At 70.2% G+C, this 25,186-nt stretch carries 25 protein-coding genes and 1 tRNA gene; 14 read left to right on the top strand and 12 right to left on the bottom strand.

Annotated features, from left to right (window positions below):
• Positions 1-175 precede the first annotated feature (175 nt).
• The gene (locus AC3A57_RS07295; protein ID WP_487578281.1) at positions 176-2,485 is read left to right on the top strand and encodes a hypothetical protein; all 2,310 of its coding nucleotides are present in this window, start codon (positions 176-178) and stop codon (positions 2,483-2,485) included.
• Positions 2,486-2,798: 313 nt separating this feature from the next.
• Here AC3A57_RS07295 and AC3A57_RS07290 read toward each other — a convergent pair whose 3' ends face one another.
• The 3 genes from AC3A57_RS07290 to AC3A57_RS07280 all read right to left on the bottom strand — a co-directional run bounded on the left by AC3A57_RS07290 (position 2,799) and on the right by AC3A57_RS07280 (position 5,429).
• Positions 2,799-3,179 (bottom strand): hypothetical protein, encoded by a 381-nt coding sequence (locus tag AC3A57_RS07290; RefSeq protein WP_487578280.1) that lies wholly within the window; start codon positions 3,177-3,179, stop codon positions 2,799-2,801.
• Positions 3,180-3,430: 251 nt separating this feature from the next.
• On the bottom strand, positions 3,431-4,717 hold the full coding sequence (locus tag AC3A57_RS07285) for an MFS transporter (protein ID WP_487578279.1): 1,287 nt from the start codon (positions 4,715-4,717) through the stop codon (positions 3,431-3,433).
• Positions 4,718-4,742: 25 nt separating this feature from the next.
• On the bottom strand, positions 4,743-5,429 hold the full coding sequence (locus tag AC3A57_RS07280) for a hypothetical protein (protein WP_487578278.1): 687 nt from the start codon (positions 5,427-5,429) through the stop codon (positions 4,743-4,745).
• Between AC3A57_RS07280 and AC3A57_RS07275 the strand changes: the two genes are divergently transcribed.
• The 3 genes from AC3A57_RS07275 to AC3A57_RS07265 are packed head-to-tail and all read left to right on the top strand — an operon-like array spanning position 5,416 to position 7,695.
• A complete protein-coding gene (locus tag AC3A57_RS07275; protein WP_487578277.1) occupies positions 5,416-5,802 on the top strand; it encodes a hypothetical protein in 387 nt (128 codons plus the stop codon). The genes AC3A57_RS07280 and AC3A57_RS07275 overlap by 14 nt on opposite strands.
• Positions 5,796-6,986, top strand: coding sequence for a glycosyltransferase family 2 protein (locus AC3A57_RS07270; RefSeq protein ID WP_487578276.1), 1,191 nt, complete (start codon positions 5,796-5,798; stop codon positions 6,984-6,986). Before AC3A57_RS07275 ends, AC3A57_RS07270 begins: the two co-directional genes overlap by 7 nt.
• A gap of 7 nt (positions 6,987-6,993) precedes the next feature.
• Positions 6,994-7,695 carry a polysaccharide deacetylase family protein gene (locus AC3A57_RS07265; RefSeq protein ID WP_487578275.1) on the top strand — a complete coding sequence of 234 codons (702 nt, stop codon included), beginning with the start codon at positions 6,994-6,996 and terminating at the stop codon, positions 7,693-7,695.
• A gap of 38 nt (positions 7,696-7,733) precedes the next feature.
• Here AC3A57_RS07265 and AC3A57_RS07260 read toward each other — a convergent pair whose 3' ends face one another.
• The 3 genes from AC3A57_RS07260 to AC3A57_RS07250 all read right to left on the bottom strand — a co-directional run bounded on the left by AC3A57_RS07260 (position 7,734) and on the right by AC3A57_RS07250 (position 10,195).
• A complete protein-coding gene (locus AC3A57_RS07260) occupies positions 7,734-8,114 on the bottom strand; it encodes a hypothetical protein (protein ID WP_487578274.1) in 381 nt (126 codons plus the stop codon).
• A gap of 92 nt (positions 8,115-8,206) precedes the next feature.
• Complete coding sequence (locus AC3A57_RS07255) at positions 8,207-8,752, bottom strand: hypothetical protein (protein ID WP_487578273.1); 546 nt, start codon at positions 8,750-8,752, stop codon at positions 8,207-8,209.
• Between the two features lie 402 nt (positions 8,753-9,154).
• A complete protein-coding gene (locus tag AC3A57_RS07250) occupies positions 9,155-10,195 on the bottom strand; it encodes a hypothetical protein (protein ID WP_487578272.1) in 1,041 nt (346 codons plus the stop codon).
• 95 nt (positions 10,196-10,290) lie between these two features.
• Here AC3A57_RS07250 and AC3A57_RS07245 point away from each other — a divergent pair, with 95 nt between their 5' ends.
• Positions 10,291-10,986 (top strand): response regulator transcription factor, encoded by a 696-nt coding sequence (locus tag AC3A57_RS07245; RefSeq protein ID WP_487578271.1) that lies wholly within the window; start codon positions 10,291-10,293, stop codon positions 10,984-10,986.
• A gap of 377 nt (positions 10,987-11,363) precedes the next feature.
• On the top strand, positions 11,364-11,591 hold the full coding sequence (locus AC3A57_RS07240) for a hypothetical protein (protein WP_487578270.1): 228 nt from the start codon (positions 11,364-11,366) through the stop codon (positions 11,589-11,591).
• A 4-nt stretch (positions 11,592-11,595) separates the two neighbouring features.
• Here AC3A57_RS07240 and AC3A57_RS07235 read toward each other — a convergent pair whose 3' ends face one another.
• From AC3A57_RS07235 to AC3A57_RS07225, 3 genes are read right to left on the bottom strand one after another with little or no spacing between them, the layout of a single operon-like run.
• On the bottom strand, positions 11,596-12,087 hold the full coding sequence (locus AC3A57_RS07235) for a fasciclin domain-containing protein (protein ID WP_487578269.1): 492 nt from the start codon (positions 12,085-12,087) through the stop codon (positions 11,596-11,598).
• A gap of 54 nt (positions 12,088-12,141) precedes the next feature.
• On the bottom strand, positions 12,142-12,483 hold the full coding sequence (locus tag AC3A57_RS07230) for a hypothetical protein (protein WP_064749657.1): 342 nt from the start codon (positions 12,481-12,483) through the stop codon (positions 12,142-12,144).
• Positions 12,480-12,731: a hypothetical protein gene (locus tag AC3A57_RS07225; RefSeq protein WP_064749658.1), complete on the bottom strand. Its 252-nt coding sequence runs from the start codon at positions 12,729-12,731 to the stop codon at positions 12,480-12,482. Before AC3A57_RS07225 ends, AC3A57_RS07230 begins: the two co-directional genes overlap by 4 nt.
• A gap of 295 nt (positions 12,732-13,026) precedes the next feature.
• Between AC3A57_RS07225 and AC3A57_RS07220 the strand changes: the two genes are divergently transcribed.
• Entirely contained in the window at positions 13,027-13,500 is a 474-nt protein-coding gene (locus AC3A57_RS07220; protein WP_487578268.1) for a fasciclin domain-containing protein, read from the top strand.
• 298 nt (positions 13,501-13,798) lie between these two features.
• Here the strand turns inward: AC3A57_RS07220 and AC3A57_RS07215 are convergent, their stop codons facing one another.
• Entirely contained in the window at positions 13,799-14,209 is a 411-nt protein-coding gene (locus tag AC3A57_RS07215; protein WP_141233590.1) for a hypothetical protein, read from the bottom strand.
• Positions 14,210-14,356: 147 nt separating this feature from the next.
• Here AC3A57_RS07215 and AC3A57_RS07210 point away from each other — a divergent pair, with 147 nt between their 5' ends.
• Positions 14,357-15,613: an SEL1-like repeat protein gene (locus tag AC3A57_RS07210; protein WP_487578267.1), complete on the top strand. Its 1,257-nt coding sequence runs from the start codon at positions 14,357-14,359 to the stop codon at positions 15,611-15,613.
• Positions 15,614-15,827: 214 nt separating this feature from the next.
• Here the strand turns inward: AC3A57_RS07210 and AC3A57_RS07205 are convergent.
• Positions 15,828-15,904 (bottom strand) — tRNA-Pro (locus tag AC3A57_RS07205).
• A gap of 274 nt (positions 15,905-16,178) precedes the next feature.
• Between AC3A57_RS07205 and hisS the strand changes: the two genes are divergently transcribed.
• From hisS to AC3A57_RS07190, 3 genes are all read left to right on the top strand, one after another.
• Complete coding sequence (gene hisS, locus AC3A57_RS07200; protein ID WP_487578266.1) at positions 16,179-17,564, top strand: histidine--tRNA ligase; 1,386 nt, start codon at positions 16,179-16,181, stop codon at positions 17,562-17,564.
• A 259-nt stretch (positions 17,565-17,823) separates the two neighbouring features.
• On the top strand, positions 17,824-19,722 hold the full coding sequence (locus AC3A57_RS07195; RefSeq protein ID WP_487578265.1) for an HAL/PAL/TAL family ammonia-lyase: 1,899 nt from the start codon (positions 17,824-17,826) through the stop codon (positions 19,720-19,722).
• A 154-nt stretch (positions 19,723-19,876) separates the two neighbouring features.
• The gene (locus tag AC3A57_RS07190; RefSeq protein ID WP_487578264.1) at positions 19,877-20,425 is read left to right on the top strand and encodes a prolyl hydroxylase family protein; all 549 of its coding nucleotides are present in this window, start codon (positions 19,877-19,879) and stop codon (positions 20,423-20,425) included.
• Between the two features lie 12 nt (positions 20,426-20,437).
• Here AC3A57_RS07190 and AC3A57_RS07185 read toward each other — a convergent pair whose 3' ends face one another.
• Positions 20,438-22,312 carry a sensor domain-containing diguanylate cyclase gene (locus AC3A57_RS07185; protein ID WP_487578263.1) on the bottom strand — a complete coding sequence of 625 codons (1,875 nt, stop codon included), beginning with the start codon at positions 22,310-22,312 and terminating at the stop codon, positions 20,438-20,440.
• 231 nt (positions 22,313-22,543) lie between these two features.
• On the opposite strand from AC3A57_RS07185, the gene AC3A57_RS07180 reads away from it, so the two are divergent.
• From AC3A57_RS07180 to hisD, 3 genes are all read left to right on the top strand, one after another.
• Positions 22,544-22,855, top strand: coding sequence for a YerC/YecD family TrpR-related protein (locus AC3A57_RS07180; protein WP_221672175.1), 312 nt, complete (start codon positions 22,544-22,546; stop codon positions 22,853-22,855).
• Between the two features lie 68 nt (positions 22,856-22,923).
• Positions 22,924-23,838, top strand: a complete 915-nt coding sequence (gene hisG / locus AC3A57_RS07175) for an ATP phosphoribosyltransferase (protein WP_487578262.1) — start codon at positions 22,924-22,926, stop codon at positions 23,836-23,838.
• Positions 23,839-23,846: 8 nt separating this feature from the next.
• Entirely contained in the window at positions 23,847-25,148 is a 1,302-nt protein-coding gene (gene hisD / locus AC3A57_RS07170) for a histidinol dehydrogenase (RefSeq protein ID WP_487578261.1), read from the top strand.
• The last annotated feature ends 38 nt before the right edge of the window (positions 25,149-25,186 follow it).

Raw genomic sequence — 25,186 nt, 5'->3', positions numbered from 1 at the left:
TTAACGCTGCGCTCATGTGCGCCGCAGCGCGGCGTCGTCCGCGGCTGCGAATCGTTCCCGGCTTGTCCCGATATCGCCCCGGATTGTTCCTCGGCAGGCGTCGCGTGCGGGGCTAGGGTCGCAGGTGCTGTCCCCATCCACCTGGACGATCCGCAGCGAGGCGCATATGGAACGCATGCGACGTAACCGCAGCGCAGGACGGCTGGCCGCCGTGCTGGCGGCGGGCCTGATGCTGGCCGCGCCCTGGGCGCAGGCGCAGAACTTCGAAACCTATTACGGCAACCAACCTTGGCGCGACCGCGGCGAGGACGTCAAGACGGTCAACTTCTGTCCCGGCGGCGGTTCGGTCACCGTCGGCACGCGCCGCTCCAGCGACGGACAGGAACAAGTCCTGGTGACCCGCGCCAACGACAGCGGCGTCACCGACAACCCGGGCCTGAACACCTGGCAGCAGGCCTATCCGATCGCCGGCAGCAAACTGTCGAACGCGTTCGGCGTGATCGAGCTGACCGGCGGCCGCGGTTTCGCCGTGACCGGCGCGGTGACCGTCGGCGACGGCAGCTTCGTTTACGTGCTGCAGATCGATTGCAAGGGCTATCCGCGCTGGACCACCTTGCTCGACAACCTCGACCCCTCGCATCGCGCCACCGGCTACGACCTGATCGAAGGCGGCACCACGGTATCGAGCACCGCCGGCAACGGCCAGATCGTGGTGGTCGGCGAAGAGATCGACCGCAACGGCCGCAGCTTCGGCCGCATCGCGCGCCTGGACCCGGCCGGCAACGTGATCTGGGACCAGGACTACGACGGCGGCAGCGATTGGCCGAACCTGCGCTTCCGCGCGGTGACCGAAAACCTGGCCGGCACCGGCGGCTACACCGACCTGGTGGTGGCCGGTTCGGCCTGGTCGAGCGCGGCGCGCGGCGGGCTGATGTTCCGTACCGACGGCGGCGGCGCGCCGGTGTGCAGCAGCGTGCTCGCCACCGGACAGGACCACCGCGACTTCCACGGCCTGGCCGCGCTGCTGAGCCCGAACTACCAGGGCGAGACGGTGCTGGTCGGCGCCGCCAGCACGCTCAGCGGCGGCAACGCCCAGGTCTACATGGCGCGCTACTCGCGCCTGAGCTGCGCGCCGAAAGTGCAGTCGGTGTGGCAGGACCGCGCCCAGGCCAGCTTCACCGCCTTCGACGTAGTCGAGGCGCGCAGCCTCGACGGACGCGACGGCGCGCTGGCGGTGGTCGGCACCATCGCCGGCACCCAGGGCTTCCTGCTCGCGGCCAATCATCGCGACCTGCTGCGTTACGGCGGCCTGGGCCCGCGCCGCTTCGGCGACAAGTTCCGCGAAAGCCTGTACGCGATCGACAGCAAGCGCGACCGCTTCATCCTCGCCGGCGACACCTACGGCGACTGGCAGGGCGTCGGCGACGCGCAGGACGTGTACTTCGTCCAGGTCGATCCGGGCCTGAACACCGGCTGCGCCGATCCCTGGGAGCCGGCTGCGGTGCCGGTCGAGCTGCCGTACAAACAGCCCTTGCCGCATCCGATCCGGATCCCCGAATTCCGTCGCGCCGACACCCCGCTGCTGCAGGCCAGCGATTGGGGCTATGCCTGCGCGCTGGATCCGCCCGAGGGCTGCCCGGGCCTGATCAACAACGGCATCGTCCAACTCGGCGTGTCCAACACCGGTTACCTCAACATCGAGTGTCCGAACATCGACCTGTCCAGCGGCCGCTACGGCACCCGCCTGGTCGGCTTGCGCTACATGCCGACCAACGGCGAAGCCTCGGCGCCGGGCGCGCCGTGCGAAGGCTGGGGCGTGGCCAATGCCGATCCCTCGGCGCCGGTCACCGGCCGCACCTCGCGTTGCGCCGGCACCAGCAACATGTCGGTGGTGAGCTTCACCTCCACCCCGAGCACGGCGACCTCGGTGGTCAACGTCGGCAACACCTTCCGCGTCACCCACCAGTACACGCCGATCGCCGCGACCAGCTATCTGTACCGGGTCGACGTCAGGATCGAGAACATCGGCCGCACCCAGGTCAACGACCTGCGCTACACCCGCGGCATCGACTACGACGTCCCGCCGAACACCTTCTCCGAATACATCACCATGGCCGGCGCTTCGCCGTTCCTGTTGGCCTGGAACAACAACGGCTTCAATTCGCTGGATCCGCTGGCGGCCAATAGCGGCACCTCGGGGCCGATGACCGATTTCGGCCCCGGCGACCTCGGCTCGCACATGGACTTCCGCTTCGGCGCCTTGCCGGTCGGCGCTTCGCGCAGCTTCGTCACCTTCTACGGTGCCGCGCCGACCCAGACCGCGGCCTTGAACGCGCTGTCGATCGTCGGCGCGGGGCTGTACTCGTTCGGCCAGACCAACTGGGACGGCGTCGGCGGCGCCGGCAACACCAATCCCAACCCCGGCACCTTCGGCGCCACCACCGGCGCGCCGGCGACCTTCATGTACGGCTTCAAGACGCAGTGATCGCCGCGGCGGCGGCCGGCGCTACGGCCGTCATCGCACGCGAGCCCCGGGGGCCTGTGCCCCCGGGGCGTTTTCGTACGTCGGACGCCGCCGAAGTGCGTGCCGAGAGGGACGGCTAATAGCGCAATCGACTTGGAGGCGAAGGCATCGGCCATACGCGCACATTGCTTGATATAAACCCGACGCGCCGCCTTGCACTAAAACTTCAGTTCAGGCGCATCCAGCGATGCGCCGAATACCTATCGGGTCGTGTGGGGTCGCAAGTGACCCATCGCCACCATGCATCTGCAGAAATGAAACTCTGCGATTTCGGTCAGGCGTCGTCGTGGGGATTGAGGCGAGGCGATACTGTGGCGCTTAATGCGAGCGTGTCTATCGTTGCTCCCGTGACGGCGAAAAGCTCAATCGTCTGCGGCGGGCGAAAGATCGACTCGTAGCGCGCCACGGTTTCGGCGTAAATGGCCGATTTTTCGGCCGCCTTGATCGATGCCTCATCGGCCCACAAGGTCAGTGCCGCGCGGTCTTCACCGTCGCCGAGAAAGAAGGCTCCCATGCATCCTGGAAGCGAGGAAAACATCGGGCGCGAGTACCGAACGACGTATGCGTCGTAGTCTTCGCTGCGCACCGGATCGATACGAGTCCTCCAAAGCCTGGCGATCATGATCGTGGATGGAGTGTGGTTGCTGATGTGCATTGGAGTCTCCTGAGAAAGCCGGTACTGTTCGCCGAGCCTCGAGTGATTTTGAGGGTTGGCGGCCACCTGCAATTCACGGGGTGAGATGCGGGGCGTCCTTCGACAAACTGCGTTGCCAATATGCCCCGAAATCTGCAGCTGGACCTCGAAATATCGAAGGTGAAGAGCTGAACCGCTGGGCCCTTCGCACACGGGCGCGGCGAAGGTATTCGACCATAATTTATTGAGTATTCGGTACCTTTTCCATGACGTCAGAAGGTTCTAGGGTCGTATCCGCCCCGGCGCAGGCTGCGCTGCAGGTGCCAGACCCCAAGCAGCAGGCACAGCGCGATCGCCGCGGCCAGGGCCGCGGCCGCCGGCGCCAGGCGCAGGCGGTCGGCGAGCAGGCCGGCGAGCAGGGTCGCCAGCGGCATCGCGCCCATGGTCGCGGCCGAGAACCAGGTCATCTCGCGGCCCATCCGGCGCGCGTCGGCGTTGCTTTGCAGCCACGACAGCGACTGGATGCCGTAGTAGTTCGACGCCGCGGCGAGCAGGCAGAACGCGGCCAGGGTCGGCGCCAGCGCGGCGCTGGCGGCGAGCAGGGCGTAGGCGAGGGCGGCCACCGCCCAGCACAGCAGGATCTTGCCCAGCACCGTCGGCAGGCGCTCGCTGGCGCGCGCCGCCAACGGCGCGGCGACGGCGATGCCGGCGAACTGGGCCAGATAGACCAGGAAGTAGCGCGCGTCGCCGCGTTCGACCAATAGCAGCGGCAGCAGCACCTGCACCGGGCCGAAGGCGAGCACGGTGCTGGCCAGCAGGTAGGCGTAGTAGCTGCGCGGCACCGCGGTCGTCGCGCTCGCCTGGGCGCAGGCTTCGACGGCTGCGTTTGCGTCGACGTTGCCGCTACGACGCACCGGCCCGCGCCGGCGCACCGCCGCCAACAGCCACAACGAGGCCGCCACGCAGGCGGCGTCGATCCAGAACGCCCAGGCCAGCCCGCGGGCGTCGTCGCTGCTCAGGATCAGGCTGCCGGCGAGCATCGGCAGCAAGGTCATCGCCAGGCTGGAGGCGACTGCGAACACCGCGTTGCCGGCGCTGAGCAGCGGCTTGCGGATGTACAGGCCGAAGCTGGCGCGGCCGGCCGGGTAGGCCAGCGCCCAGACCAGGCCGCCGAGCAGAGCGATCGCGTACACGCTTTCGATCGCGATCCGGCCGCTGCCGGCCAGGATCGCCAAGGCGGCATTGAGCGCCACGTAACAGGCGCGGCACCACCACAGCACGCGCAGCGGATCGAACCGGTCGAGCAGGCCGCGGCCGAACCCGAGCAGCAGCGCGCTGGGCAAGGCTTCGATCGCCGCGGTCAGGCCCAGGTCGAAGGCGCGGCCGGTCAGGCGCATGACCAGGAACGGCAGGGCGATCAGGGTGAAGCTGGCGCCGAAGGTGGTGATCAGATTGTCGAGCAACAGCCAGCCCAGGCGCGGATCGCGCCGGCTCAGCCGCCACAGGCGCGCGCCGTCGGCCGCCTGGCGGCGCAGCGCAGGCCAGGGCCGCGGCAGCATCGCCAAGGCGCCCGCGCGCGCCGGCTCAGGACGCGGCCGCGCCGGCGCGGCGCAGGAAGAACAGCTCGCCGTCGCGTTCCACCGCCAGGCCGTAGGCGCTGGCGATCGCGCGCAGCTTGCCGGCGTCCAGGCGCCAGACCGGCTCGACGTCGTCGACGCCCAGGTCCAGGGTCCATTGCATGCCCAGCCAATGGGTGAGGACGAAGCCGCGCTCGCTCAGCAGCCCGGCCAGGGTTTCGAAATAGCGTTCCAGATGGCGCTGGCAACAGGCGAAGCTGGCCAGGTTGTTGTCGAGCACGCAGTCGTAGCGGCGTGCGCGGAACCGTTCGGCGAACTCCAGGCCGTGCTTGTTGAGCAGATGCACCTGATAGTCGGCGATGCCGAGGCTGCGGCCGTGTTCCCATTCGCCCGCCGCCACGGTCACCGACGTCACCCGCGCGCGGCCGGCCAGCAGGCGCGCGACCGAGGAGTTGCCGGTGCCGATGTGCAGCACCTCGCATCCGTCCAGCTCGGCCTGTTGCAGCCATCGGTTGATCGCCTGCTGGTCCTCGGTCGGTTCGCACTGCGAGTAGTCGAGCAGGGGCCAGGTGGCGCGCTGCTCGGCGGCCTGGTGGGTGTCGACCTGCGGTTCGCGCCCGCAGTCCAGGCGCTGCGCGCCGATGTCGAAGCGCGGCCGGAACGCGGCCGCGGAGGAGGTCGTGGATGAGGTCATGGCGTCGGTCGGTGCGAGCGGTGCGGACCGATTCTTCAACGCGCGCCGGCGCGGTGTCGAGCGAATGCGCGTGCCGTTGCCGGAACTGCTAAAGGTCGTCACAGAAAACGCAGTGCGCCTGCTTTCATTCTTGCTTGCGAAAAACGCGGTCATGCATCGCGTTTTCGAAAGCGAACCGAGTAAAAAGTTTCGCTTGCAAGCGTTCCGCGTTTTGCCGTGCCTCCCCCATGCTGTAGCCAACGCAAGCACCGAACGTGCGGCCCTGCCCAGCAGGCGCCGTATCGACGCGTCCGGTCTGCCCAACAGACCCTGCGATCCGCCGTACGCGAAGCGTGCGCGGGCCGCGTTGCCGGATGCGTTCTTCCCATGCTGAGCCAGTTCGTTCTGACCGGTCTGGTCGGTTTCTCGACCCTGATCCTGTTGTGCTGCCTGATCTTCCTCGCCGGCTGGGCGGTGTGGCGCGCCTTGCGCCGGCCGCCGTCGCCGACCCTGGCCGACTATCCCTTCGTCTCGATCCTGGTGCCGTTCTACAACGAGCCGCCGGCCTCGTTCCTGCGCACGCTGGAGGCGATCGAGAACGCCGAGTACCCGGGCCGGATCGAAGTGTTGCTGGTCGACGACGGTTCGACCAACGCCACTCCGCAGGCGCTGGCGCAGTGGCTGCGGCAACCGCGCGAGAAGCATTACCGCCTGGTGCCGCTGGCGCGCAACGGCGGCGCCAAGGGCCTGGCCCTGGACGCGGCGCTGCCGCAACTGGCGCCGGAGTCGGACGTGGTGACGGTGATCGACAGCGACACGGTGATCCTGCCGTGCTCTTTGCGGCGCGCGGTCGAGGCCCTGTACGCCTCGCCGCGCCACGCCGCCGCCTGCGGCCTGATCGTGCCCGACGAGCGCCATCGTTCCTGGCTGCACCGGCTGCAGTTCTACGAACACGTCGGCGCGCTCGCGGCGATCCGCTACGTGCAGAGCAAGATCGGCGTGGTCAACGTGGTCGCCGGCGCGTTCTCGTTGCACCGCACCGCGGTGATCCGCGAACTCGGCGGCTGGGGCGACTGGCTGGTCGAGGACATTTCTTGGACCTGGCGCGCCTTCGCCCACGGCTATTCGATCGCCTACGCGCCGGACGCGATCGCCTATACGATCTGCCCGACCACGCTGCAGGGCCTGTTCCGCCAACGCCGGCGCTGGGCGCGCGGGCGGCTGGAGTCGTTCCGGGTCGCCTGGCGGATTTCCTGGGCGCGGACCATGACCATGCTGCCGTGGTGGCTGCTCTGGGCGCAGTCGGCGCTGGTGCCGACCTTGCTGTTGCTGGTCGCCGGCGCGTTGGTCTACCGCAGTCCCAGCCTGCTCGCGGTGGCCGGCCTGAACTGGTTGCTGATGGCGGCGCTGAACTTCGTTTCGATGATCCAGGCCCGCACCCGGCTCGGCTTGCGTCCGCTGGATCTGGCCCTGGTGTCGGTGTGCAACACGGTCATCGACGTGCTGTTGCTGCCGGCCAACCTGATCGGCCTGCTCGACGAACTGCGCGGCGGTCGCAAGACCTGGCTGACCCGCTGAGCCGCGCATGGACTGGCACGGATTCCTGCAGCACCGCCCGCAAGCCTATCTCGGCCGCGGCGCGCCGGACCGGCGCGTGCTGGCGCTGACGTTCGACGACGGCCCCGGCGCGGCGACTCCGGACTTGCTGGACGCATTGGCCGAACTGGACGTGCGCGCCAGCTTCTTCTGCGTCGGCGCGGCGATGCGCGCGCAGCCAGCGTTGGTACAGCGATTGCTCGATGAAGGGCACGAACTGGGCAACCACTCCGAGCGCCATGCCGATGCGCGCGGGATCGAGGCCGGGCGGTGGATGCGCGAGGAAGTGGCGCCGACGGCCGAGGCGCTGGCGGCGGCCGCGCGCGACCGGCCGGTCGCGGCGGCGCCGTTGTTCCGCCCGGCCTACGGCGAACTCGATGCCGCGCAATTCGACGCGCTGGCCGCAGCCGGCTACGTCGTGGTCGGCTGGTCGGTCGACCCGCGCGACTGGTTGGAACCGGACGCGCCGGGCTATGTCTCTTGCGTGGTCGAGTCCGTATTGGCGCGTATCCACCCCGGCGCGATCGTGCTGCTGCACGACGGCGACGACGAAAGCGGCCGCGCGCGCCACGGCATCGTCGAGATCGTGCGCCGGCTGGTGCCGGCGCTGCGGAACCAGGGCTATGGCTTGGTAAGGGCCGGCGAACTGATGGCGGCGACGGGCGCGGGCCGGACGACGGCGATAAGCTGACGCTTCGATGCTTCGCGAGTCTGTCGGCCTCTGTCGCTTCAGCCCTCGGGCGGCGGCGGTTGCTGCGGCGGCGGTACCGGCCGCGGTGCGCGGCGCGGTGGCGGCGCTTCGCGGTGCGGTTCGAGGTAGACCGCATTGAGCAGGGGCAGGACGACGAACAGCGCTCCGAGCCACAGCATCGATGCAGTGAAGAAGCCGAAGCTGAGCAGCATTGCGCCCATCAACAGGGCGAACAGGCCCGAGCCCAGGCGCACGATCAGGGCGAACAGCGAGGATTCGATCCATGCCGCCGAGGCCAGCGCGACCGCGAACGGCGCCAGTCCGAACAGGGTGCCGATCGGCGAGGGACGGCCGCCGAAGGCGGTGAGAATGACCGCTGCGATGGCGATCCAGTTCCACAAGATCAGATAGCGTCCCATGCGTTGCGGGTCCTTCGGCTGGGGATCGTTAGGCCGCGGCGTTGCGTCAGGTAACGGCGGCGCGCCGCGTAGGCAAAAACACAGGTCGCGACTCAGCGCCGGCCGGGCGCTGGGGCCAGTCGGGTCAGGGCCCCCGGCTTCCAGGCATAGTGCCAGGTATGCCGGCCGGGCGGCGGACACTTGTCCGCGCACTGCGGGGCATCCTTGCGGGCGACGAAAGCGACCGAAATGCGCTGACCCTCGACCCGGATCGACTCGACCTCGCCGGGAATCTGCGCGCTGGCGTTCTCGACGTAGCCGAGCGCGCGGACCCGGGCCAGGTGGGCTTTCTCCGCCGCGTCGCTCAGGCGCGAGGGTTGCGCGCGCCCGTCGTTCGGGCGCAGCGCGTCCAGCACCGTCAGCGAGTTCTCGCAATCGAAATTGGCCTGGCTGCAAGTGGCCGTCAGCAGGAACAGGATTTCGGACCGGCCGTCGCCGTCGAGATCGGCGACCTGGACCCGGCGGGCGCGGAAATCGCTTTGGATGTCGTCGCCGGGGCGGCGTTCGGCGGCCGCGTCCGCCGCGCGTTGGGCCTGGGCCTGGGCCGGAGGCGGCGCGGCGGCCGATGAACCGGCCCAGCAAGCGAGCCACAGCGACAAGACGACGGCAATCCTTGGCATGACGACGATTCCCCGGTGCCTCGGACGCGAGGCGGCAGCGGCTTAGATAACGCAGCCAGGGGCGCGGCGCAACGAGACGGCGACGAGGCGGGGTGTGGCGACGCGGCACGGCCGGATTGCCTCGGGCGTCCGCGCGGGCCGGCCGGCGCCCCGGTGCGGCCGCCGCCGGCTTGATCTGGGGCAAGCCACGCCTGGACCCGGCTCAAGACCAACGACTCGCTGGAATCCCGCAGCTGCCACGACTGCGACTCGATGGACCTGACCCGGCAGGGCTCGCGCGCGGCGCAGATCCACGAGCTGTGGGCACGTGCGAGAAGACCTGCATCGACTGCCACAAGGGCATCGCCCACCGCTTGCCGGACATGACCGGGTGCCGCAGGGCTAGGGCGGGGCGCGGTCTCGGCGTGCGGCGGTCGATCCCTGCGCGGGGCGGTCCGGATCCACGGTTTCGTATTCCATCAGGATTTGCCGGCTCGCCGGGTCGATGCCCCGGTAGCCCACCGCGATCTCGGTCGGGATCAGGCGCGGGCCGCTCAGGATGCAACGCGCGGTCGCTTCGGCGACGGCCTTCAATCCGGACCGGCAGGCGATTCGAGCGCCTTGCTGTTGTTGCGCAGACAAGGCCTTTTGCGCTCGCAACAGTTGTTCCAGTTTGTCGGCGAGCTGTTCCGGCAGCACGTCCTGGGCGATGGTGTAGCGGGTGAACAGTGCGGTCGCGAAGCCGCCGGACACGCCTTCCAGGGTGGCGGTGAAGCCATTGCGCCGGCCGTCGGGCAATACGACCTGGCAACGCAGGATCTGGCCCGGCACGCCGGACAGGTCCGCGGGACAGTGCGCCGAACGGATCGGGTAGCCGTCGGGGTGTTCGGCCAATAGCTCGATCGCGCGCGCTTCCACCCGATCGCGCCTGACCGTCAGTCGGGCCGGCTGGACTTGCAGCGCCGGGCCATCGGCGCCGATCGACCGCACGCGGACGTCGTAAAGGCGGGCATGCTCGCCCGGCAGGCCGGTGACGCATTGGGTCGCGGCGCCGATCCGCGGCGGCAGCGGCGCAGTGCAGGCGACGGCGCCGTCGACCTGGATACCGCCGGTCGCGAGCGCCCGACGCACGCGTTCGTTCAGTTCGATCGCGGCCCGATGCCGGTCCTGGCCGGCGTCGCGGCAACCGGCCATGGCCGCTGTAACGAGCGCGACGGCGAGCAGGAGCGCGCCCAGCGCCGGGGCCGGACGGCGCGCCGGCCCGGTGTGCGACACGGTGGGCGTGCAAGCGCGTGGCGCGACGGCGCGGGCGTTGCGACGGGCGAATCGGTCCATGCTGCGCGTGGTCGTGGTGAAGGGTCGGGCGATGATGCCCGAGGCCGGCGCGCATCCGCTGCCTGCATCGACGAGCCGGTACCGATGCGCGGCCGGCCGGGCCGGCACCCTGCGCCGCGGCCGGCGCCACCGGCCGCGGCCCGCACCGGGAGAGCCGGCGATCCGGCCTTTGCCCGGCGCGGGGATGCGGTAGCCTTCGCCGCATGCGCATCCTCGTCGTCGAAGACCAGCCGGACCTGCGGCGGGCGGTGGCCAAGCGGATCCGCGCGCTCGGCCATGCCGCCGACGAGGCCCAGGACGGCGCCAGCGCCGAGGCCTTCGTCCGCAGCTATGTCTACGACGCATTGGTCCTGGACCGCCTGCTGCCCGACGGCGACGCCATCGTCCTGCTGCGGCGCTGGCGCGAGGAGGGCCTGGCCGCGCCGGCGCTGTTCCTCACTGCCTGCGACCAGATCGATGGCCGCATCGAAGGTCTGGCCAGCGGCGCCGACGACTATCTGGTCAAGCCGTTCTCGCTGGACGAGCTGATGGCGCGGATGGCCGCGATCGCCCGCCGCGGCGGCTCGATCCGGCCTACGAAGCTGCGCGTCGGCGATCTGGAGATCGACCTGGGCCGGCGCGAAGTGCACCGGCGCGGGGTGCTGTTGCCGCTGCGGCCGAAGGAGTTCGCGGTGTTGCAACTGCTGGCCGAACGCGTCGGGCGGGTGGTGTCGCGCAGCGAGCTGATCGCCGGCTGCTGGGGCGAGGACCGCGAGCCGGCTTCGAACGCCGAAGAATCGGTGATGGCCGCGTTGCGGCGCAAGCTCGGCGATCCCTCGCCGCTGCGCATGGTGCGCGGCGCCGGCTATGCGCTCGAAGACGGCCCGCTTGAGGGCGGCGATGGCCCCCAGGCTCCGTGACCGCCGGCTGCGCGCCGTCGCGCGGCGCCCGCGCTTCGGTAACCGGCGACCCGATGCAGACCGCCCCCTGTACCGCAACGGCGGCATGGCGCATCGCGTGATCCAGCAGCAACCGGCGGCGCTCCGAATCGAGCGCGGCACCGCGCCGATGCGCCGGGGCGGCCTGGGAGGGGGAGTCGGCGCAGGTCGAGCGCGCGCGATGCCAAGGCGATGCCGACGGTTGCCGGACATGATTGGAGCGCAGGGCTGAATGGAGGATTCGGGGGCCGGGTCGGCCGGCCGACGGAAGGCGGGGAGCCGAGGCCGATTAGGAGGATGATGGTCGCAGGGCCGGACGCGCGTCCGGCCGATGGAGGCGCGCCGTGGCGACCCAAAACATGGCCTGGTTCATTACCGCCTGCGACGACCGTGGCCAATGCGGCGATCTGCTGTGCATCCGTTCCAGCGACGTAACCTCGCTTGGCGATGGGGCCGAGAAAACCGAGCAGTTGTCGATCTCGATCCGCAATCGCGAAGGCAGGGCGCTGAGGCGGCGTAGCGAAGGCATCTACGTCGACGATGGGGTGAACAGAGTCTATTGGTCGCAAGATCCTTCCGCGCCCTAGCCGACTATCGGCCAGGGGCGGGGAAAAGGTTGACGCGATCGATGCCGTGGATCGCGGCGTTGCTCGCATACAGGTTGGGCAGGGTGACCTTGGCGGCGCCGACCATCACTTGCTTGTCGATCGCCTGGATCGCCAGGCTGTTCCCATGCAGGGTCTTGAGCGAATCCCAACGCTCGAACTCGGCGACGGTCTTGCGTTTCGGGATGATGTGGTGGCACAGCAGGTCGACCAGGCGCTGCTTGTTCTCGGCCAGGAACAGCGATTCGAGATAGCCCGGCGGAAGCTCGGCGAATGCGGCGTCGGTGGGCAGGAAAGCCGTGAACGGGCCCGGCCCATCGAGCAGATCGCGCAATCCGGCGCGCTCGGCCGCGTCGCAGAAGATCGCGAAGGATCCCTGTTCGGCCGCGACGTCGAGCAGTTTCTTCGCGGCCGGTTCGGGGCGTGCAATGGCGGTGATCCGCGGCATCGTGCCGGCGGACGGAGCGTGGGAATTCATGGGGTCGGCCTTGTGTGGCAGCGCGACTGCGCGCGCTGCGATGGGTGGGGCGAGTCACCAGCCCCAGATGCCGATGGCCAGCAGCAGAAGGCAACCCGATATCGCGGTCGCCCAGTACGAGTAGATCATCGGGCCGCGATTGTCCTTGCAATACAGGGCGCCGCCGCGATCCAGGCTCAGGCGGAAGTTCCTGTCTCTGAGATAGATCATCAGCTTTCGCGCACCGCCTCGCTGGGTCGGCGGCGCTTCCCGCTCGGATTCGCGGCCGCGGTGGGCGTGGTCGTGCTGCTCGGGGTGCAGGTGGCCGAGCAGTTTCCAGAATCTGGCCTGGAGCAGGGATTCGATCGCGATGGCCGCAACGAACAGGATCAACGCGGACAGAGTGATCGCGTTCATTGCCGATCTCGCACGGCGATGCGCGGGCAGCGCCGCCGTCCGCTCGGATCCTGGCCAGGAAAGGGGCGGGGCGAGGCGCGATCGAAAAAATAGTGCCGCCACGGCGTGGCCGGCCTCAACGCGGCCGGATAGCGGCAGGGAACCGGCCAGCCTTCGCTCTCCGCGTCCTGGATCGCGCGCGCGTCCTGTCGGTCGAGATCGCGAGCCGCGTTGGAGCGAAGCAGTTCGAGGTGCGCGTGGGCGTACATGCCGTCCTCCGGCCTGCGGGCTGAGGAGCGGCTGGGAAGACGCTTCGGTGCTTGCAGGTAGCCACCATATCAGACCGCGCATTGCCCGGCGTGACGAGAGCGCCGCCTCGTCACAGCAAAGTAACGAGGCCAAGCGCATGTTGGGCGGGTTGCGGTGCAATGCCGCAACGGCTGCTCAAGCCGCGCCGCACGTCCACTCACTCTCCGCATTGAGTTATCGCTCCTGATCTTTCAGGGGCATCGGCTTCGGCCATCCTCGATTCGCCGAAAGCGGATCCACCAGCAGGTGACCTCCATGAATACCAATCAGAACTCCACCCCGAGCGCCAATCAAACCGCTGCCTCGACCCTCAGCGTGCTCGATACCGCCGCCGCCAACGGCTCGTTCGGCATTTTCGGTCGCGCGGTGGAAAAAGCCGGGCTCAAGGAAACCCTGGCCGGCCCAGGCCCGTTCACCGTCTTCGCCCCGACCGACGCGGCCTTCGACAGTCTGCCGGCCGGCAAACTGGACGAGCTGTTCAAGCCGGAAAACAAGGAACAGCTGAGCGCCATCATCAACTACCACGTCGTCAACGGCCGCCGCAGCGCGGCGGACGTCGGCAAGTGGGATGCGGCCAGGACCGTCAACGGACAGCCGGCGCCGATCAAGCGCGACGGCGAGACCGTCAGCATCGACGGCGCGCGCATCACCGTGGCCGACCTGACCTCGAGCAACGGGGTCGTGCATGGCATCGACAAGGTCAACCTGCCGGCGGCGAAGAAGAACTGACCCGGGCGCGGGCCAGGGATGGCCTCGACCGAAAGCTCAAGCGAAAGGCCAGCGCAAGCTGGCCTTTTCGTTGCGGCGCCTGCCCGGTCCGCATCGGATCGTGTCCGCGTGTGCGCCGTCTCGATCTGCGCGGCGAACACGCACGCCGGCTTCGCAAGCGCGAGGCCGAGTTCGAGCGCGAGCAGGACTGCACGGGCGAGGTCCAGGCCGACGCACCGGCACCCGGCCTACTCCCGGGTCGCGACCGCCGCTGCCGGAGCGGTAAGCGGCGGCGACGCGCGGGCATCCGCGGCGCGGGTCAAGGCGCGCGGGCGGCCTCGGACTGGGGGCGGCCCGGCACCGGGGCGACATCCAGGACATAGGCGACGCGGCCGCTGCGACCGGACCTCATGGTGCCGAACTCCGTCGCAGCGATGGCGAAACGGTAGCGTCCCGGCCGCGCCGGCTTGCCTTCGATCCGCGCGCAGTCCTCGCCGCGGGCATGCTCCAGCCGCAGCCCCTCGGGCAGTTCGCCGGACTCGATCTCGAACGCGGCGATCGGATTGCCGGGATTGGCAACGCAGATGGATGCGGCGTAGGCGGCCTGCGCCGCTGCGGCCGGCAGGGTCTCGGGCCGCAGGCGCAACTCGCGCCTGCATCCGGTCCCCGCCGCCGTCGCGATACACATCGCAGCCGCGAGCCAGATCGCGCTTGTCTTGACCTTGGGCATGGGGCCTTTGCATGATCGATCGCGTCCATCTTAGCCCCTGCTCGATTGAGGCGGCGGACGGACGCGCCGCCGCTCGAACCAGGCGCGGGGCGGGCGGTTGCGGACCGCCTCGCGGGCGGTATGGCCTGTCGCAAGGAGGGGAAGGCTTTGAAACGGTATTTATCGGCCGGCTTGGTGTTGCTGGGCGGCTGGCTGTCCGGCGCCGAGGCGTCGGCGCGTTGCATGGACGTCGAGAGCCGGGTCGCCGCCTGCCGGATCGCCGGGCAGGACAAAAGCCTGGCGATTTGCCTGGCCGGCGACGAAGCGGTCTACCGCTACGGCCTGGAGCAGGGACCGGACGAACTGGTGTTGCGCGCGCCGCTCGCGCAGCTTGGCTATTACCGTGCGGACGGCGCCCAGGGCACGATCGACGAGACGGTGGTGTTCGCCAACGGCGACCATGCCTATCGGGCCCGCTTCGGCTTTCGCGACGGCCAGGCGCCGGATCCGACCGAGCTGCGCAAGATCGGCGAGCTGCAGGTCCAGCGCAAGGGCGACACGGTCGCCGCCCTGACCTGCGCCGCGGACAGCATCGAGCGGGTTCCCGAGCTGCTGCTCGACCGGATGCGCAAGCTCGGGCGCACCCACGCCAGCGACGCGGTCGAGTTTCCCAATTACGACATCGAGTATCCCGGCCCGGTCGCGCAGTCGCCGGCCTGCGAACGCGACTCGAACGTGGACAGTTGCTGGAGCCAGGGCGTCTCCGCTGCGCGCGGCGGCGATCCGGCGCTGGCGCTGGGTTACTTCGACAAATCCTGCGACGCCGACCTGGGCCCGCAAGGCTGCTACGAAGCCGGCAAGCTGTACCTGCACAACCGCAAGCTGCGCGACTACCCGCGCGCTTACGAACGCCTCGGCCGGGTCTGCGCCAGCGACGACATCGGCCAGGGGCCCTACGCCTGCAAGTACCTGGGCTGGATGCATCACACCGGCATCGGTGCGGCGCGCGACACGGCCCAGGCCTGGACCTATCTGTCCAAGGCCTGCTTCCTGCACAACCCGGATTTGTTCCTGGACGCCGAAGGCTGCCACTTCCTCGCCGAAGCGGCCTTGGCCGGAGCGCCGCGCAGCGAACGGCCGCAGCGCGTATCCGGCGAGCGCGGTCAGCTGGCCTATCTCGCGCTGGCGATGGGCTGCGCCGACGGCGCCGAGGGCATCTGCGCCCAGGCCAGGACGCTACTGTCCGACGCCCGCGCCGCATCTGCCGCCTGGGTCGCCGGTTGCGACGCGGACGCCGCGGCGTCGCCGCTCGGCGACTGCGCCGGCCTGATCGCGCCGCAGGCCGATTACGAAGCCAATCGGGCCTTGCGCAAACGGATTCTTTCGCGATTCCGCGACGCGTCGAGCGCGCTGGACGCGCCCTGAAAGCGCGCTGCCGTCGCCGCGTTCGAACCCAGCGGGCACGGCCGGCAAAGGCGCAGGTGAGGCATGGCGCCGATGCCGAGGAGCTGCGCCGATCGCGCGACCGGCCTGCAGGCGAGGGCGGTTGTCTGGTTGGCGCTTGCTACGGCGGCTTGCCGCCGCCGTAGCGCAGGCACAAAAAAACCGGCGCGAGGCCGGCTTTTTCGTCGTATCAGATTGGTCGGGGAGACAGGATTTGAACCTGCGACTTCTACGTCCCGAACGTAGCGCTCTACCAGGCTGAGCTACACCCCGACTGCTGAGCCGCAAATTCTAGCGACGTCCCCCCGGGTGATGCAAGAGGGGCGATGCAAAAAATTCATCGCGACGGGTCCGGCCCCGATCAAAGCCCGCCCGGAGGCGGTTCCGGCGCTTTCGCCCCGGATCGGTCGTCGTGCCCCGGCGCGGCAAGCCAGGAGCGGGGCGGGACGTTAAACTGTTTGCGTCGGTTGCGCCAGCCGTTCGTCCGTCCGCGGACGGGCCCGGGCGCCGCCGCCGGCCCGTCCGCCCGACCCCATTGGAGTACCGCTTGATCAAGCCCCGCACCCCGCCCGGGGTCATGGAGCTCTTGCCCCGTGACCAGATCGCCTTCCAGCGCATGCTGGACACGATCCGCCGCAACTTCGAGCGTTTCGGCTTCCTGCCGATCGAAACGCCGGTCATGGAGCTGTCGGAGGTGCTGCTGACCAAATCCGGCGGCGAGACCGAGCGCCAGGTCTATTTCGTCCAGTCCACCGGCGCGCTGGAGAAGAGCGCGCAGTCGGGCGAGCGCGGCGTGCCGGAAATGGCCCTGCGCTTCGACCTGACCGTGCCGCTGGCGCGTTACGTGGCCGAACACGAGCACGAATTGGCGTTCCCGTTCCGCCGCTACCAGATGCAGCGCGTGTACCGCGGCGAGCGCCAGCAGCGCGGCCGCTTCCGCGAGTTCTATCAGTGCGACATCGACGTGATCGGCAAGGACGCGCTCAGCGTGCGCTACGACGCCGAGCTGCCGGCGGCGATCTACGCGGTGTTCTCCGAGCTCAACATCGGCGCCTTCACCATCCAGCTGAACAACCGCAAGCTGCTGCGCGGCTTCTTCGAAGCCCAGGGCGTGGCCGATGCGCAGCAGCAGGCGCTGGTGCTGCGCGAGGTCGACAAGCTGGACAAGCGCGGCGCCGACTACGTGCGCGAGACCCTGACCGGGCCGGAGTTCGGCCTGGCCGCGGACGCGGTCGCCACCATCCTCGACTTCGTCGCGATCCGCTCGACCTCGCACGCCGACGCGCTGGCGCGCCTGGCCGCGCTGGGCGAGGGCAACGAATCGCTGCGCCAGGGCGTGGCCGAGCTGCGCGAGGTGCTGGAGCTGGTGCGCGCGCTGGGCGTGCCGGAAAAGAACTACGCTCTGAACTTCTCGATCGCGCGCGGCCTGGACTACTACACCGGCACGGTCTACGAGACCACCCTCGACGACTACCCGCAGGTCGGTTCGATCTGCTCGGGCGGCCGCTACGAGGACCTGGCCAGCCACTACAGCAAGTCCAAGCTGCCCGGCGTCGGCATTTCGATCGGCCTGACCCGGCTGTTCTGGCAGTTGCAGGAAGCCGGCCTGGTCAGCACCGCCGACAGCAGCGTGCAGGTGCTGGTCACCCAGATGGACGAGGCCCACCTGCCGCACTGCCTGGCGATCGCCAACGAGCTGCGCCACGGCGGCCTCAACACCGAAGCGGTGATGGAAGCGTCCAAGCTCGGCAAGCAGTTCAAGTACGCCGACCGCGCCGGCATCCGCTTCGTGGTCGTGCTCGGCGAGGACGAACTGGCCAAGGGCACGGTGACGGTCAAGGACCTGCGCCGCGAAGACCAGTTCGAGGTCGCGCGCAGCGAACTCGCGCGCACCCTGCGGGTCGAGCTCGAACAGTCGCGGGCCATGCAGTGACCCCCTCGCGCGCCGGTCGCGTCGGCAACGCCGGCCGTCCGGACGCGCCGACGCGCGCTCGCCGCGCGTCCTCCTCCCATCCCGCGCGGCGCTCCACGCCGATGCGGGATCGGGCGCCGGCTGCGGCCGGCTTCCACCCCGCGACCGGCAGCCGCCGGCGCGGTTCCCATCGTTCCATTGACGCACCGACTCCCGAGTATGCGCGGCCGCTCGCGGCTCCCGCAGATGATCGCCAGGGTGCGATGCGGAGAACCCACGCTTGAACAAGATCCAACTCGATGGTCGCTCGCTGACGCGGTCGCAGCTCGTCGCCGTGGCCTACGGCGCCCAGGTCGAACTGTCCGCGGCGCAACTGCCGGCGGTGGCCCGCGCGGCCGACTTCCTGGCCGAACAGGTGCGCCGCGAAGAGCCCATCTACGGCGTTTCGACCGGTTTCGGCAGCAACGCCGACCGTCTGCTCGGCGCGCACCATCTGCGCGACCAGCTGCCGGGCGCCCAGCGCAACCAGGAGACCCTGCACGAAGAGCTGCAGCGCAACCTGATCGTGACCCACGCGGTCTGCGTCGGCGAGCCGTTCGCGCCGGAAATCGTCCGCGCGATGCTGTGCATCCGGGTCAACACCCTGATGCGCGGCCACTCCGGCATCCGCGTGCAGACCCTGCAGGCGCTGACCGACCTGCTCAACGCCGGCATCGTGCCGGTGGTGCCGCAGCTGGGTTCGGTCGGCGCCAGCGGCGACCTGGCGCCGCTGTCGCACCTGGCCATCGTCCTGCTCGGCGGCGGCGAAGCCTTCTACCAGGGCCAGCGCCTGCCCGGCGCCGAAGCGCTGGCGCGCGCCGGCCTGGCCCCGGTCAAGCTGTCCTACAAGGAAGGCCTGGCGTTGAACAACGGCACCGCGCAGATGCTGGCCTGCGGCGTGCTGGCCCTGGCCAAGCTCGAAGACCTGCTCGACACCGCCGACCTCGCCGCGGCGATGACCATCGACGCCTTCGCCGGCCGCCTGGGCGCGTTCGCCGAGGAAGTGCACGCGCTTCGCCCGCATCCGGGCCAGGTCGAGGTCGCCGCCAACCTGCGCAAGCTGCTGGCCGGCTCGACCCTGTCCGACATTCCCTACCACCTGGTGCCGCGTTTCCGCGCCTGGCAGCCGCAGAGCTGGGACACCCCGGCCGCGCAGCAGCTCAGCTTCGACATCGGCTGGGACTGGGTGCCGTTCGGCCAGCGCCACGGCCGCGAGAAGTTCTACAACCGCTTCCGCCCGTTCCGCGGCGGTAAGAAGCACCAGCCTCAGGACAGCTATTCGCTGCGCTGCATTCCGCAGGTGCACGGCGCGGTGCGCGACGCCATCGCCCAGGCCGCGCGGGTGCTTGAGGTCGAACTCAACTCCCTGACCGACAACCCGATCGTGTTCCCGGACGCGCAGGCCGAGCACGTCGAACAGCAGGTGATCTCGGCCGGCCATTTCCACGGCATGCCGCTGGCGCTGGCGATGAGCTACGTCAAGGCGGCGATCCCGGTGCTGGCGAGCATTTCCGAGCGCCGCCTCAACAAGCTGGTCGACCCGGCCACCAACGACGGCCTGCCGGGCTTCTTGATCGGCAACGAGGATTCGACCGAGTCCGGCCACATGATCGTGCAGTACACCGCCGCGGCGATCGTCAACGACCTGGCCTGCCGCGCCCATCCGGCCTCGGTGTACTCGATCCCGACCAGCGCGAATGCCGAAGACCACGTCTCGATGGGCGCCAACGAGGCGCGCCATGTGCTGGCGATGGCCGACGACCTGGGCAAGGTGCTGGCGCTGGAGCTGTACACCGCCGCCCAGGCGCTGGATCTGCGCCGCGACATGATCAACGCCGCGCGCGATCTGGCCGATCGCGCCGACGCCGCGACGCTGGCCGCCAAGATCGCCGGCGGCCCGCTGGCCGGCGGCGAGGATCACGCCGGCTTCCTGGCCGAAGTCGAAGGCTTGCGCGCCGAACTGGCCGCCGCCGACGAGTTCCGTCCGGGCCGCGCGGTCGCCGCCGCGCACGCGGCGCTGCGCGAAGCCATCCCGTTCCTCGACCACGACCGCGCCCTCGACGGCGAAGTCGCGACCGCGGTGCGGCTGGTGCGCGACGGCACCGTGCTCGACGCGGCCCGCGCCGGATTGCAGGACTGAAGTCTCGCAGGCCCTGGCATTCCCTCTCCCGCTCGCCGGGTGAGGGGATGCGTTTGCGGGCCATCGGCTCGCGCAGCCCCGAACGCCCGAACGCACGGCGTTCGGGCCGGGTGGGGCAGGGGCGAGGACAAGAGCTGAAGGCAGGGAGCCCGTCATGCAGATCGTCCGCCACAACGACCGCGTCTTCACCCTGGCCCCGCTGTTGGCGCCGGACGAATGCGCCGAACTGATCGCGTTGGCCGAAGCGCACGGCTTCGAGCCCGCCGGCGTGCGCACCGCCGCCGGCGGCCAGAAGCCGATGGCGCACGTGCGCAACAACGAGCGCGCGGTATTCGAATCGCCGCATTGGGTCGGCACCCTGTGGCAGCGCCTGCATGAAGCCGGCCTGCCGACGCTGGACGGCCAGGTCGCGGTCGGCCTGCCGCGCGCGTTGCGCTTCTACAAGTACGGGCCCGGCCAGCGCTTCCGCATGCACAAGGACGGCCCCTGGAGCGAAAACGGCCGGCTCAGCCGGTTGACCCTGCTGGTCTATCTCAACGATGGCTTCGCCGGCGGCGACACCGACTTCCGCCAGTTCCGGGTCGTGCCGCGCACCGGCGAGGGCCTGCTGTTCGTCCACGACACTTGGCACGAAGGCGCGGCGGTCGAGCGCGGCACCAAGTACGCGCTGCGCTCGGACGTGATGTACGCCGCGCCGGGCTGAGCGACGCGCGCTTCAGGAGGCCAGCCGCTCCTCGCCCCACACCCGCACGCAGTCGCGCCCGTCGGCCTTGGCCAGGTACAGCGCCTGGTCGGCGAATTGCAGCGCCGCCTCCACGCCCAGGTCCGCCTCTGGCGCGATCTCGTGCACGCCGATGCTGGCGGTGACCGGGATGTCGCGGCTGCGGCTGGGGCAGGGCTGGGCGGTCAGGCGCTGGCGCAGTTCCTCGGCGACCCGGGTGCCGGCGTCGAGGTCGTGGTCGGGCAGCACGGCGACGAATTCCTCGCCGCCGAAGCGGGCCAGCAGGGCGTGGTGCGGGATCAGTACCTGGGCGATCAGGCCGGCGGCCCAGCGCAGGCATTCGTCGCCGATCAGGTGGCCGTAGCGGTCGTTGATCTGCTTGAAGTGGTCCAGGTCGATCATCATCAGCACCAGCGGCCGGCGCTGGCGGCGCGAGCGGTGCAGCAGCGATTCGAAGGCCTCGCGGAAATGGCTGCGGTTGTGCAGGCCGGTCAGGGCGTCGCGCTGGCTGGTTTCGCGCAGCCGCTCGTGCGCGTCCTCGAGCTGGACCAGGGCCTGGCGCAGCTCCAGGGTGCGCAGCTCGACCTTGTGCTCGAGCTGGTCGCGCGCCTCGCGCACGATCCGCTCGTTCTCGCTGCGCAGCGACGAGTAGCGATAGCCCAGGGCGACCGAGAGCAGCAGCATTTCCAGGGCCGAGCCGATCTGAACCCCGTATTCGGTGATGAACATCTTCGGCAGCAGGTCGAAGGCGATCGCGGCGAACATGCCGGTGCCGAGCAGGAACGCCGACCAGGCCAGCAGGAACAGCCGCGCCGGCTTGTAGCCGCGGCGCATCGCCACCAGGCTTTCGACCGCGATCCAGGCGATGCTGACGAACACCGCCGCCGAGGCGATCGGCGTGGCGATGCGGTAGGGCAGGCGGGTCGCGGCCAGGCCGAGCACGACGAAGAACGCGATCATCGCCAGGCCGACGTAATCGCCGCCGCGCCAGCGCTGGCGCAGGCCGAGGAATTCCCGCGCGAACTGCTGCATGCCGATCTGCGCCAGGCAGATCGACAAGGGCACCGAGTGGTCGGCCAGCCACGGCGAATGCGGCCACAGGTATTCGAAGCCCAGGCCGTTGAGGGTCAGCAGCACCAGGCCGAAGGCGCAGATGTGGAACAGGTACCAGAAGTAGCTGGAGTCGCGCAGGCTCAGCCACAGCACCAGGTTGTAGAAGAACAGCGCGGCGAGGATGCCGTAGTACAGGCCGATGCCGAGCTGGGCGTCGCGCGCCAGTTCGGTGAAGGCGCTGGGCGTGTACAGGGTCAGCGGCACCTGCATCGAGCTTTGGCTGCGCACGCGCACGAACACGTCGACGGTTTCGCCGGCCGGCAGGTCGATCCAGAAATTCGGGTGGCGGTAGCGGATCGCGCGCGCCGCGAACGGCAGGCTGTCGCCGCCGGCCTGGTAGGTGGCGACGCCGTCGGCGCGCACGGTGTAGACGTCGAGCCGGTCGCTGAGCGCGAACTCCTGCACCAGCAGCCAGCGCGGCACTTCGGCGTTGCGGTTGCGCACCGCGATGTGGAACCAGAACGCGCCGGGTTGGAAGCCGAACGAGTCGCGCCCGCCGGGCAGCGGCTGGAAGCGGCCGTCGAGCATCGAGCGGCGCGCGCCGTCGAGCTCGAGCCGGCCGCCGGGGTCGTGGTAGTAGGCGGTGTACGGCGCCAGCTCGACCGCGCGGCGGCTGCGGTCGAGGTCGAGCACGCTATGCGCGCGGGCCGGCGCGATCGCGGCGAACAGGGCGCAGAGCAAAGCCAGGCAGAGCAGGCGGAACGCCGCGGCGGAGCGGCGCGAGCGGGCGGGCACGGCGGACTGGGTCGTGTTCATCTTCCATGGCGATGACGGACGCAGGCCGTTGCGTCGCGCGGGCGGGAGGCTCCCGCGGAGGAGCGCGGGCAGGGCGTGTCCTGAGTCTTAACGCGATTCGTTGACGGTTCAGGCCGGCGCCGGGCCGGGCTTGACGCAACCCGTTGCGATCGATAATGTATTAACGCGTTAGTACATTAATGCGTTCATGGTCCGGCCTATGGCAACTGTGACGCCCGACCGGAATCGTCCATGAAGCGCCGCAGCACCGACCTCGACCCCAGCCAGGACGCGCTCGCCGACCTCGCCGACGCGTTCGCCGGCCTGCGCAGCGCCGAGCAGGTCCGGGCCTTCCTCGAGGACCTGTGCACCCCGGCCGAGCTGGAAGCGATGAGCGACCGTTGGCGGGTCGTGCCCCTGCTCGAACAGGGCGTGCCCTACCGCGAGATCCACGACCGCACCCAGGTCAGCGTGACCACCATCGGCCGCGTCGCGCGCGTGCTCGAACGCGGCGCCGGCGGCTATGCCGCGGCCCTGCACCGTCGCCCCGGCCGACATCGTTGATCGCCGCCGCGCCCCCGGTCCGTTCCCGTCTTCTCGCCTAGCCCCCGCACCCCTTCGAGACCCCGTCCATGAGCCCTCCCGCCAGCGCCGTCGCGCGCGACCGCCTGCGCATCGCGATCCAGAAGTCCGGCCGCCTCGCCGATCCGGCGCGCGCCCTGCTGGCCGCCTGCGGCCTGAGCTGGCGCGAAAGCCGCGATCGCTTGTTCTGCTACGGCGAGACCCTGCCGGTCGATCTGCTGCTGGTGCGCGACGACGACATCCCCGGGCTGATCGCCGACGGCGTCTGCGACCTCGGCGTGGTCGGCCGCAACGTACTGCTGGAACAGGACGGCGACCGCCGCAGCCAGGGCCGCGCGGCGGCGTTCCGCGAGTGGCGCCCGCTCGGTTTCGGCGGCTGCCGGCTGGCGATCGCGGTGCCCGACGCCTGGCATTGGGAAGGGCCGCAGCAGCTGAGCGGCAAGCGCATCGCCACCAGCTACCCGGCGCTGCTGAGCCAGTGGCTGGCCGAACAGCGTATCGACGCGCAGGTGGTGCTGCTGTCGGGCTCGGTCGAAATCGCCCCGCGCCTGGGCCAGGCCGAGGCGATCTGCGACCTGGTCTCCAGCGGCGCCACCCTGGGCGCCAACCAGCTCAAGGCGGTGCAGACCCTGGTCGAGAGCGAGGCGGTGCTGGCCGGCCCGGTCGAGCGCTTCGACGACGTGCGCGGCGAACTGGCCGACCTGCTGCTGCGCCGGCTCGACGGCGCGATGCGGGTGCGCAACAGCAAGCTGCTGATGTTCCAGGCCCCGCGCGACCTGCTCGGCGAACTGCTGCCGTTGCTGCCCGACGCCGAGGCGCCGACGGTGATGCGCCTGGACAACGGCGACGATGTGGCCTTGCAGGCGCTGTGCCACGGCGCGGTGACTTGGCAGCGGCTGGAAGAGCTCAAGCGCGCCGGCGCGCGCGGCCTGATGGTGCTGCCGGTGGAGGGCATGCTGGCATGAGCGCGCGCATGCAACGCCTGCAATGGGATGCGCTGGACGAAGCCGCGCGCGAGCAGGCCCTGCGCCGCCCGGCGCAGCAGACCCGAGCCGATACCGCCGCGTCCGTGGCGGAGATTCTCGCCGCGGTGCGCCGCGACGGCGACGCCGCCTTGCGTCTTTACGCCGAGCGCTTCGACGGCCGCGCGCCGCAGCGTTTCGCGGTCTCGGCCGAGGAATTCGAGCAGGCCGAGCGCGCGTTGAGCCCGGCGTTGCGCGCGGCGATCGACGAGGCCGGCGAACGCATCGCCCGCTTTCACGAAGCCGGCATGACCCGTCCCTATGCCCTGGACACCGCCGACGGCGTGCGCTGCGAGCGGGTGCTGCGGCCGATCCGCCGGGTCGGCCTGTACGTGCCGGCCGGTTCGGCGCCGCTGCCTTCGACCGCGCTGATGCTGGGCGTGCCGGCGCAGTTGGCCGGCTGCCGCGAGGTCGCCTTGTGCACGCCGCCGCGCGCCGACGGCAGCGCCGACCCGGCGGTGCTGTACGCCGCGCGCCGCTGCGGCATCGAACGCGTGTACAAGCTCGGCGGCGCCCAGGCCATCGCCGCGATGGCCTTCGGCACCGACAGCGTCGGCAAGTGCGACAAGCTGTTCGGGCCCGGCAACGCCTACGTCACCGAGGCCAAGCGCCAGGTCGCCCTGCTCGAGGGCGGGGCGGCGATCGACCTGCCGGCCGGGCCGTCCGAGGTGCTGGTGATCGCCGACGCCGGCGCGCGCGCCGACTTCGTCGCCGCCGACCTGCTGTCGCAGGCCGAGCACGGCCCGGATTCGCAGGTGATCCTGCTCAGCGACGACGCCGCCCTGCTCGACGCGGTCGACGCCGAACTCGAACGCCAGTTGGCCGCGCTGTCGCGCGCCGACACCGCGCGCGCCGCGCTGAGCGCTTCGCGTTCGATCCGGGTCGATTCGATCGGCGCCGCGCTCGCGGTCAGCAACCGCTACGCGCCGGAACACCTGATCCTGGCCCTGCGCGACGCGCGCGCCTGGCTGGACGAGGTCGAGGCCGCCGGTTCGGTGTTCCTCGGCGACTGGGCGCCGGAGGCGCTGGGCGACTACTGCAGCGGCACCAACCACGTGCTGCCGACCAGCGGCGCGGCGCGCTACGCCGGCGGGGTCAACGTGGCCAGCTTCCAGGTCGCGATCACGGTGCAGGAAGTGCAGCCGCAGGGCCTGCGCGCGATCGGCCCCTGTGCGGTCGAACTGGCCACGGCCGAGGGCCTGGACGCGCACCGCGAGGCGGTGGCGCTGCGCTTGCGCGCGGTGGCGGCATGAGCGGACGACTTTTTGTGGGCGACTTTCGGTGAGCGACG

This window comes from Lysobacter sp. Soil_C_15 (genome assembly GCF_057657315.1).
Note: the sequence above shows the minus strand (reverse complement) of the source record. Positions and strands in the feature narration are given on the sequence as shown.

Bases quoted from the DNA above. Each gene is read 5' to 3' on its own strand.
- AC3A57_RS07295 (WP_487578281.1), top strand. From the start codon at position 176: ATGCGACGTAACCGCAGCGCAGGACGGCTGGCCGCCGTGCTGGCGGCG.
- AC3A57_RS07290 (WP_487578280.1), bottom strand. From the start codon at position 3,179: ATGCACATCAGCAACCACACTCCATCCACGATCATGATCGCCAGGCTT.
- AC3A57_RS07285 (WP_487578279.1), bottom strand. From the start codon at position 4,717: ATGCTGCCGCGGCCCTGGCCTGCGCTGCGCCGCCAGGCGGCCGACGGC.
- AC3A57_RS07280 (WP_487578278.1), bottom strand. From the start codon at position 5,429: ATGACCTCATCCACGACCTCCTCCGCGGCCGCGTTCCGGCCGCGCTTC.
- AC3A57_RS07270 (WP_487578276.1), top strand. From the start codon at position 5,796: ATGCTGAGCCAGTTCGTTCTGACCGGTCTGGTCGGTTTCTCGACCCTG.
- AC3A57_RS07265 (WP_487578275.1), top strand. From the start codon at position 6,994: ATGGACTGGCACGGATTCCTGCAGCACCGCCCGCAAGCCTATCTCGGC.
- AC3A57_RS07260 (WP_487578274.1), bottom strand. From the start codon at position 8,114: ATGGGACGCTATCTGATCTTGTGGAACTGGATCGCCATCGCAGCGGTC.
- AC3A57_RS07245 (WP_487578271.1), top strand. From the start codon at position 10,291: ATGCGCATCCTCGTCGTCGAAGACCAGCCGGACCTGCGGCGGGCGGTG.
- AC3A57_RS07240 (WP_487578270.1), top strand. From the start codon at position 11,364: ATGGCCTGGTTCATTACCGCCTGCGACGACCGTGGCCAATGCGGCGAT.
- AC3A57_RS07235 (WP_487578269.1), bottom strand. From the start codon at position 12,087: ATGAATTCCCACGCTCCGTCCGCCGGCACGATGCCGCGGATCACCGCC.
- AC3A57_RS07230 (WP_064749657.1), bottom strand. From the start codon at position 12,483: ATGAACGCGATCACTCTGTCCGCGTTGATCCTGTTCGTTGCGGCCATC.
- AC3A57_RS07225 (WP_064749658.1), bottom strand. From the start codon at position 12,731: ATGTACGCCCACGCGCACCTCGAACTGCTTCGCTCCAACGCGGCTCGC.
- AC3A57_RS07220 (WP_487578268.1), top strand. From the start codon at position 13,027: ATGAATACCAATCAGAACTCCACCCCGAGCGCCAATCAAACCGCTGCC.
- AC3A57_RS07215 (WP_141233590.1), bottom strand. From the start codon at position 14,209: ATGCCCAAGGTCAAGACAAGCGCGATCTGGCTCGCGGCTGCGATGTGT.
- AC3A57_RS07190 (WP_487578264.1), top strand. From the start codon at position 19,877: ATGCAGATCGTCCGCCACAACGACCGCGTCTTCACCCTGGCCCCGCTG.
- AC3A57_RS07185 (WP_487578263.1), bottom strand. From the start codon at position 22,312: ATGAACACGACCCAGTCCGCCGTGCCCGCCCGCTCGCGCCGCTCCGCC.
- AC3A57_RS07180 (WP_221672175.1), top strand. From the start codon at position 22,544: ATGAAGCGCCGCAGCACCGACCTCGACCCCAGCCAGGACGCGCTCGCC.
- hisG (WP_487578262.1), top strand. From the start codon at position 22,924: ATGAGCCCTCCCGCCAGCGCCGTCGCGCGCGACCGCCTGCGCATCGCG.
- hisD (WP_487578261.1), top strand. From the start codon at position 23,847: ATGCAACGCCTGCAATGGGATGCGCTGGACGAAGCCGCGCGCGAGCAG.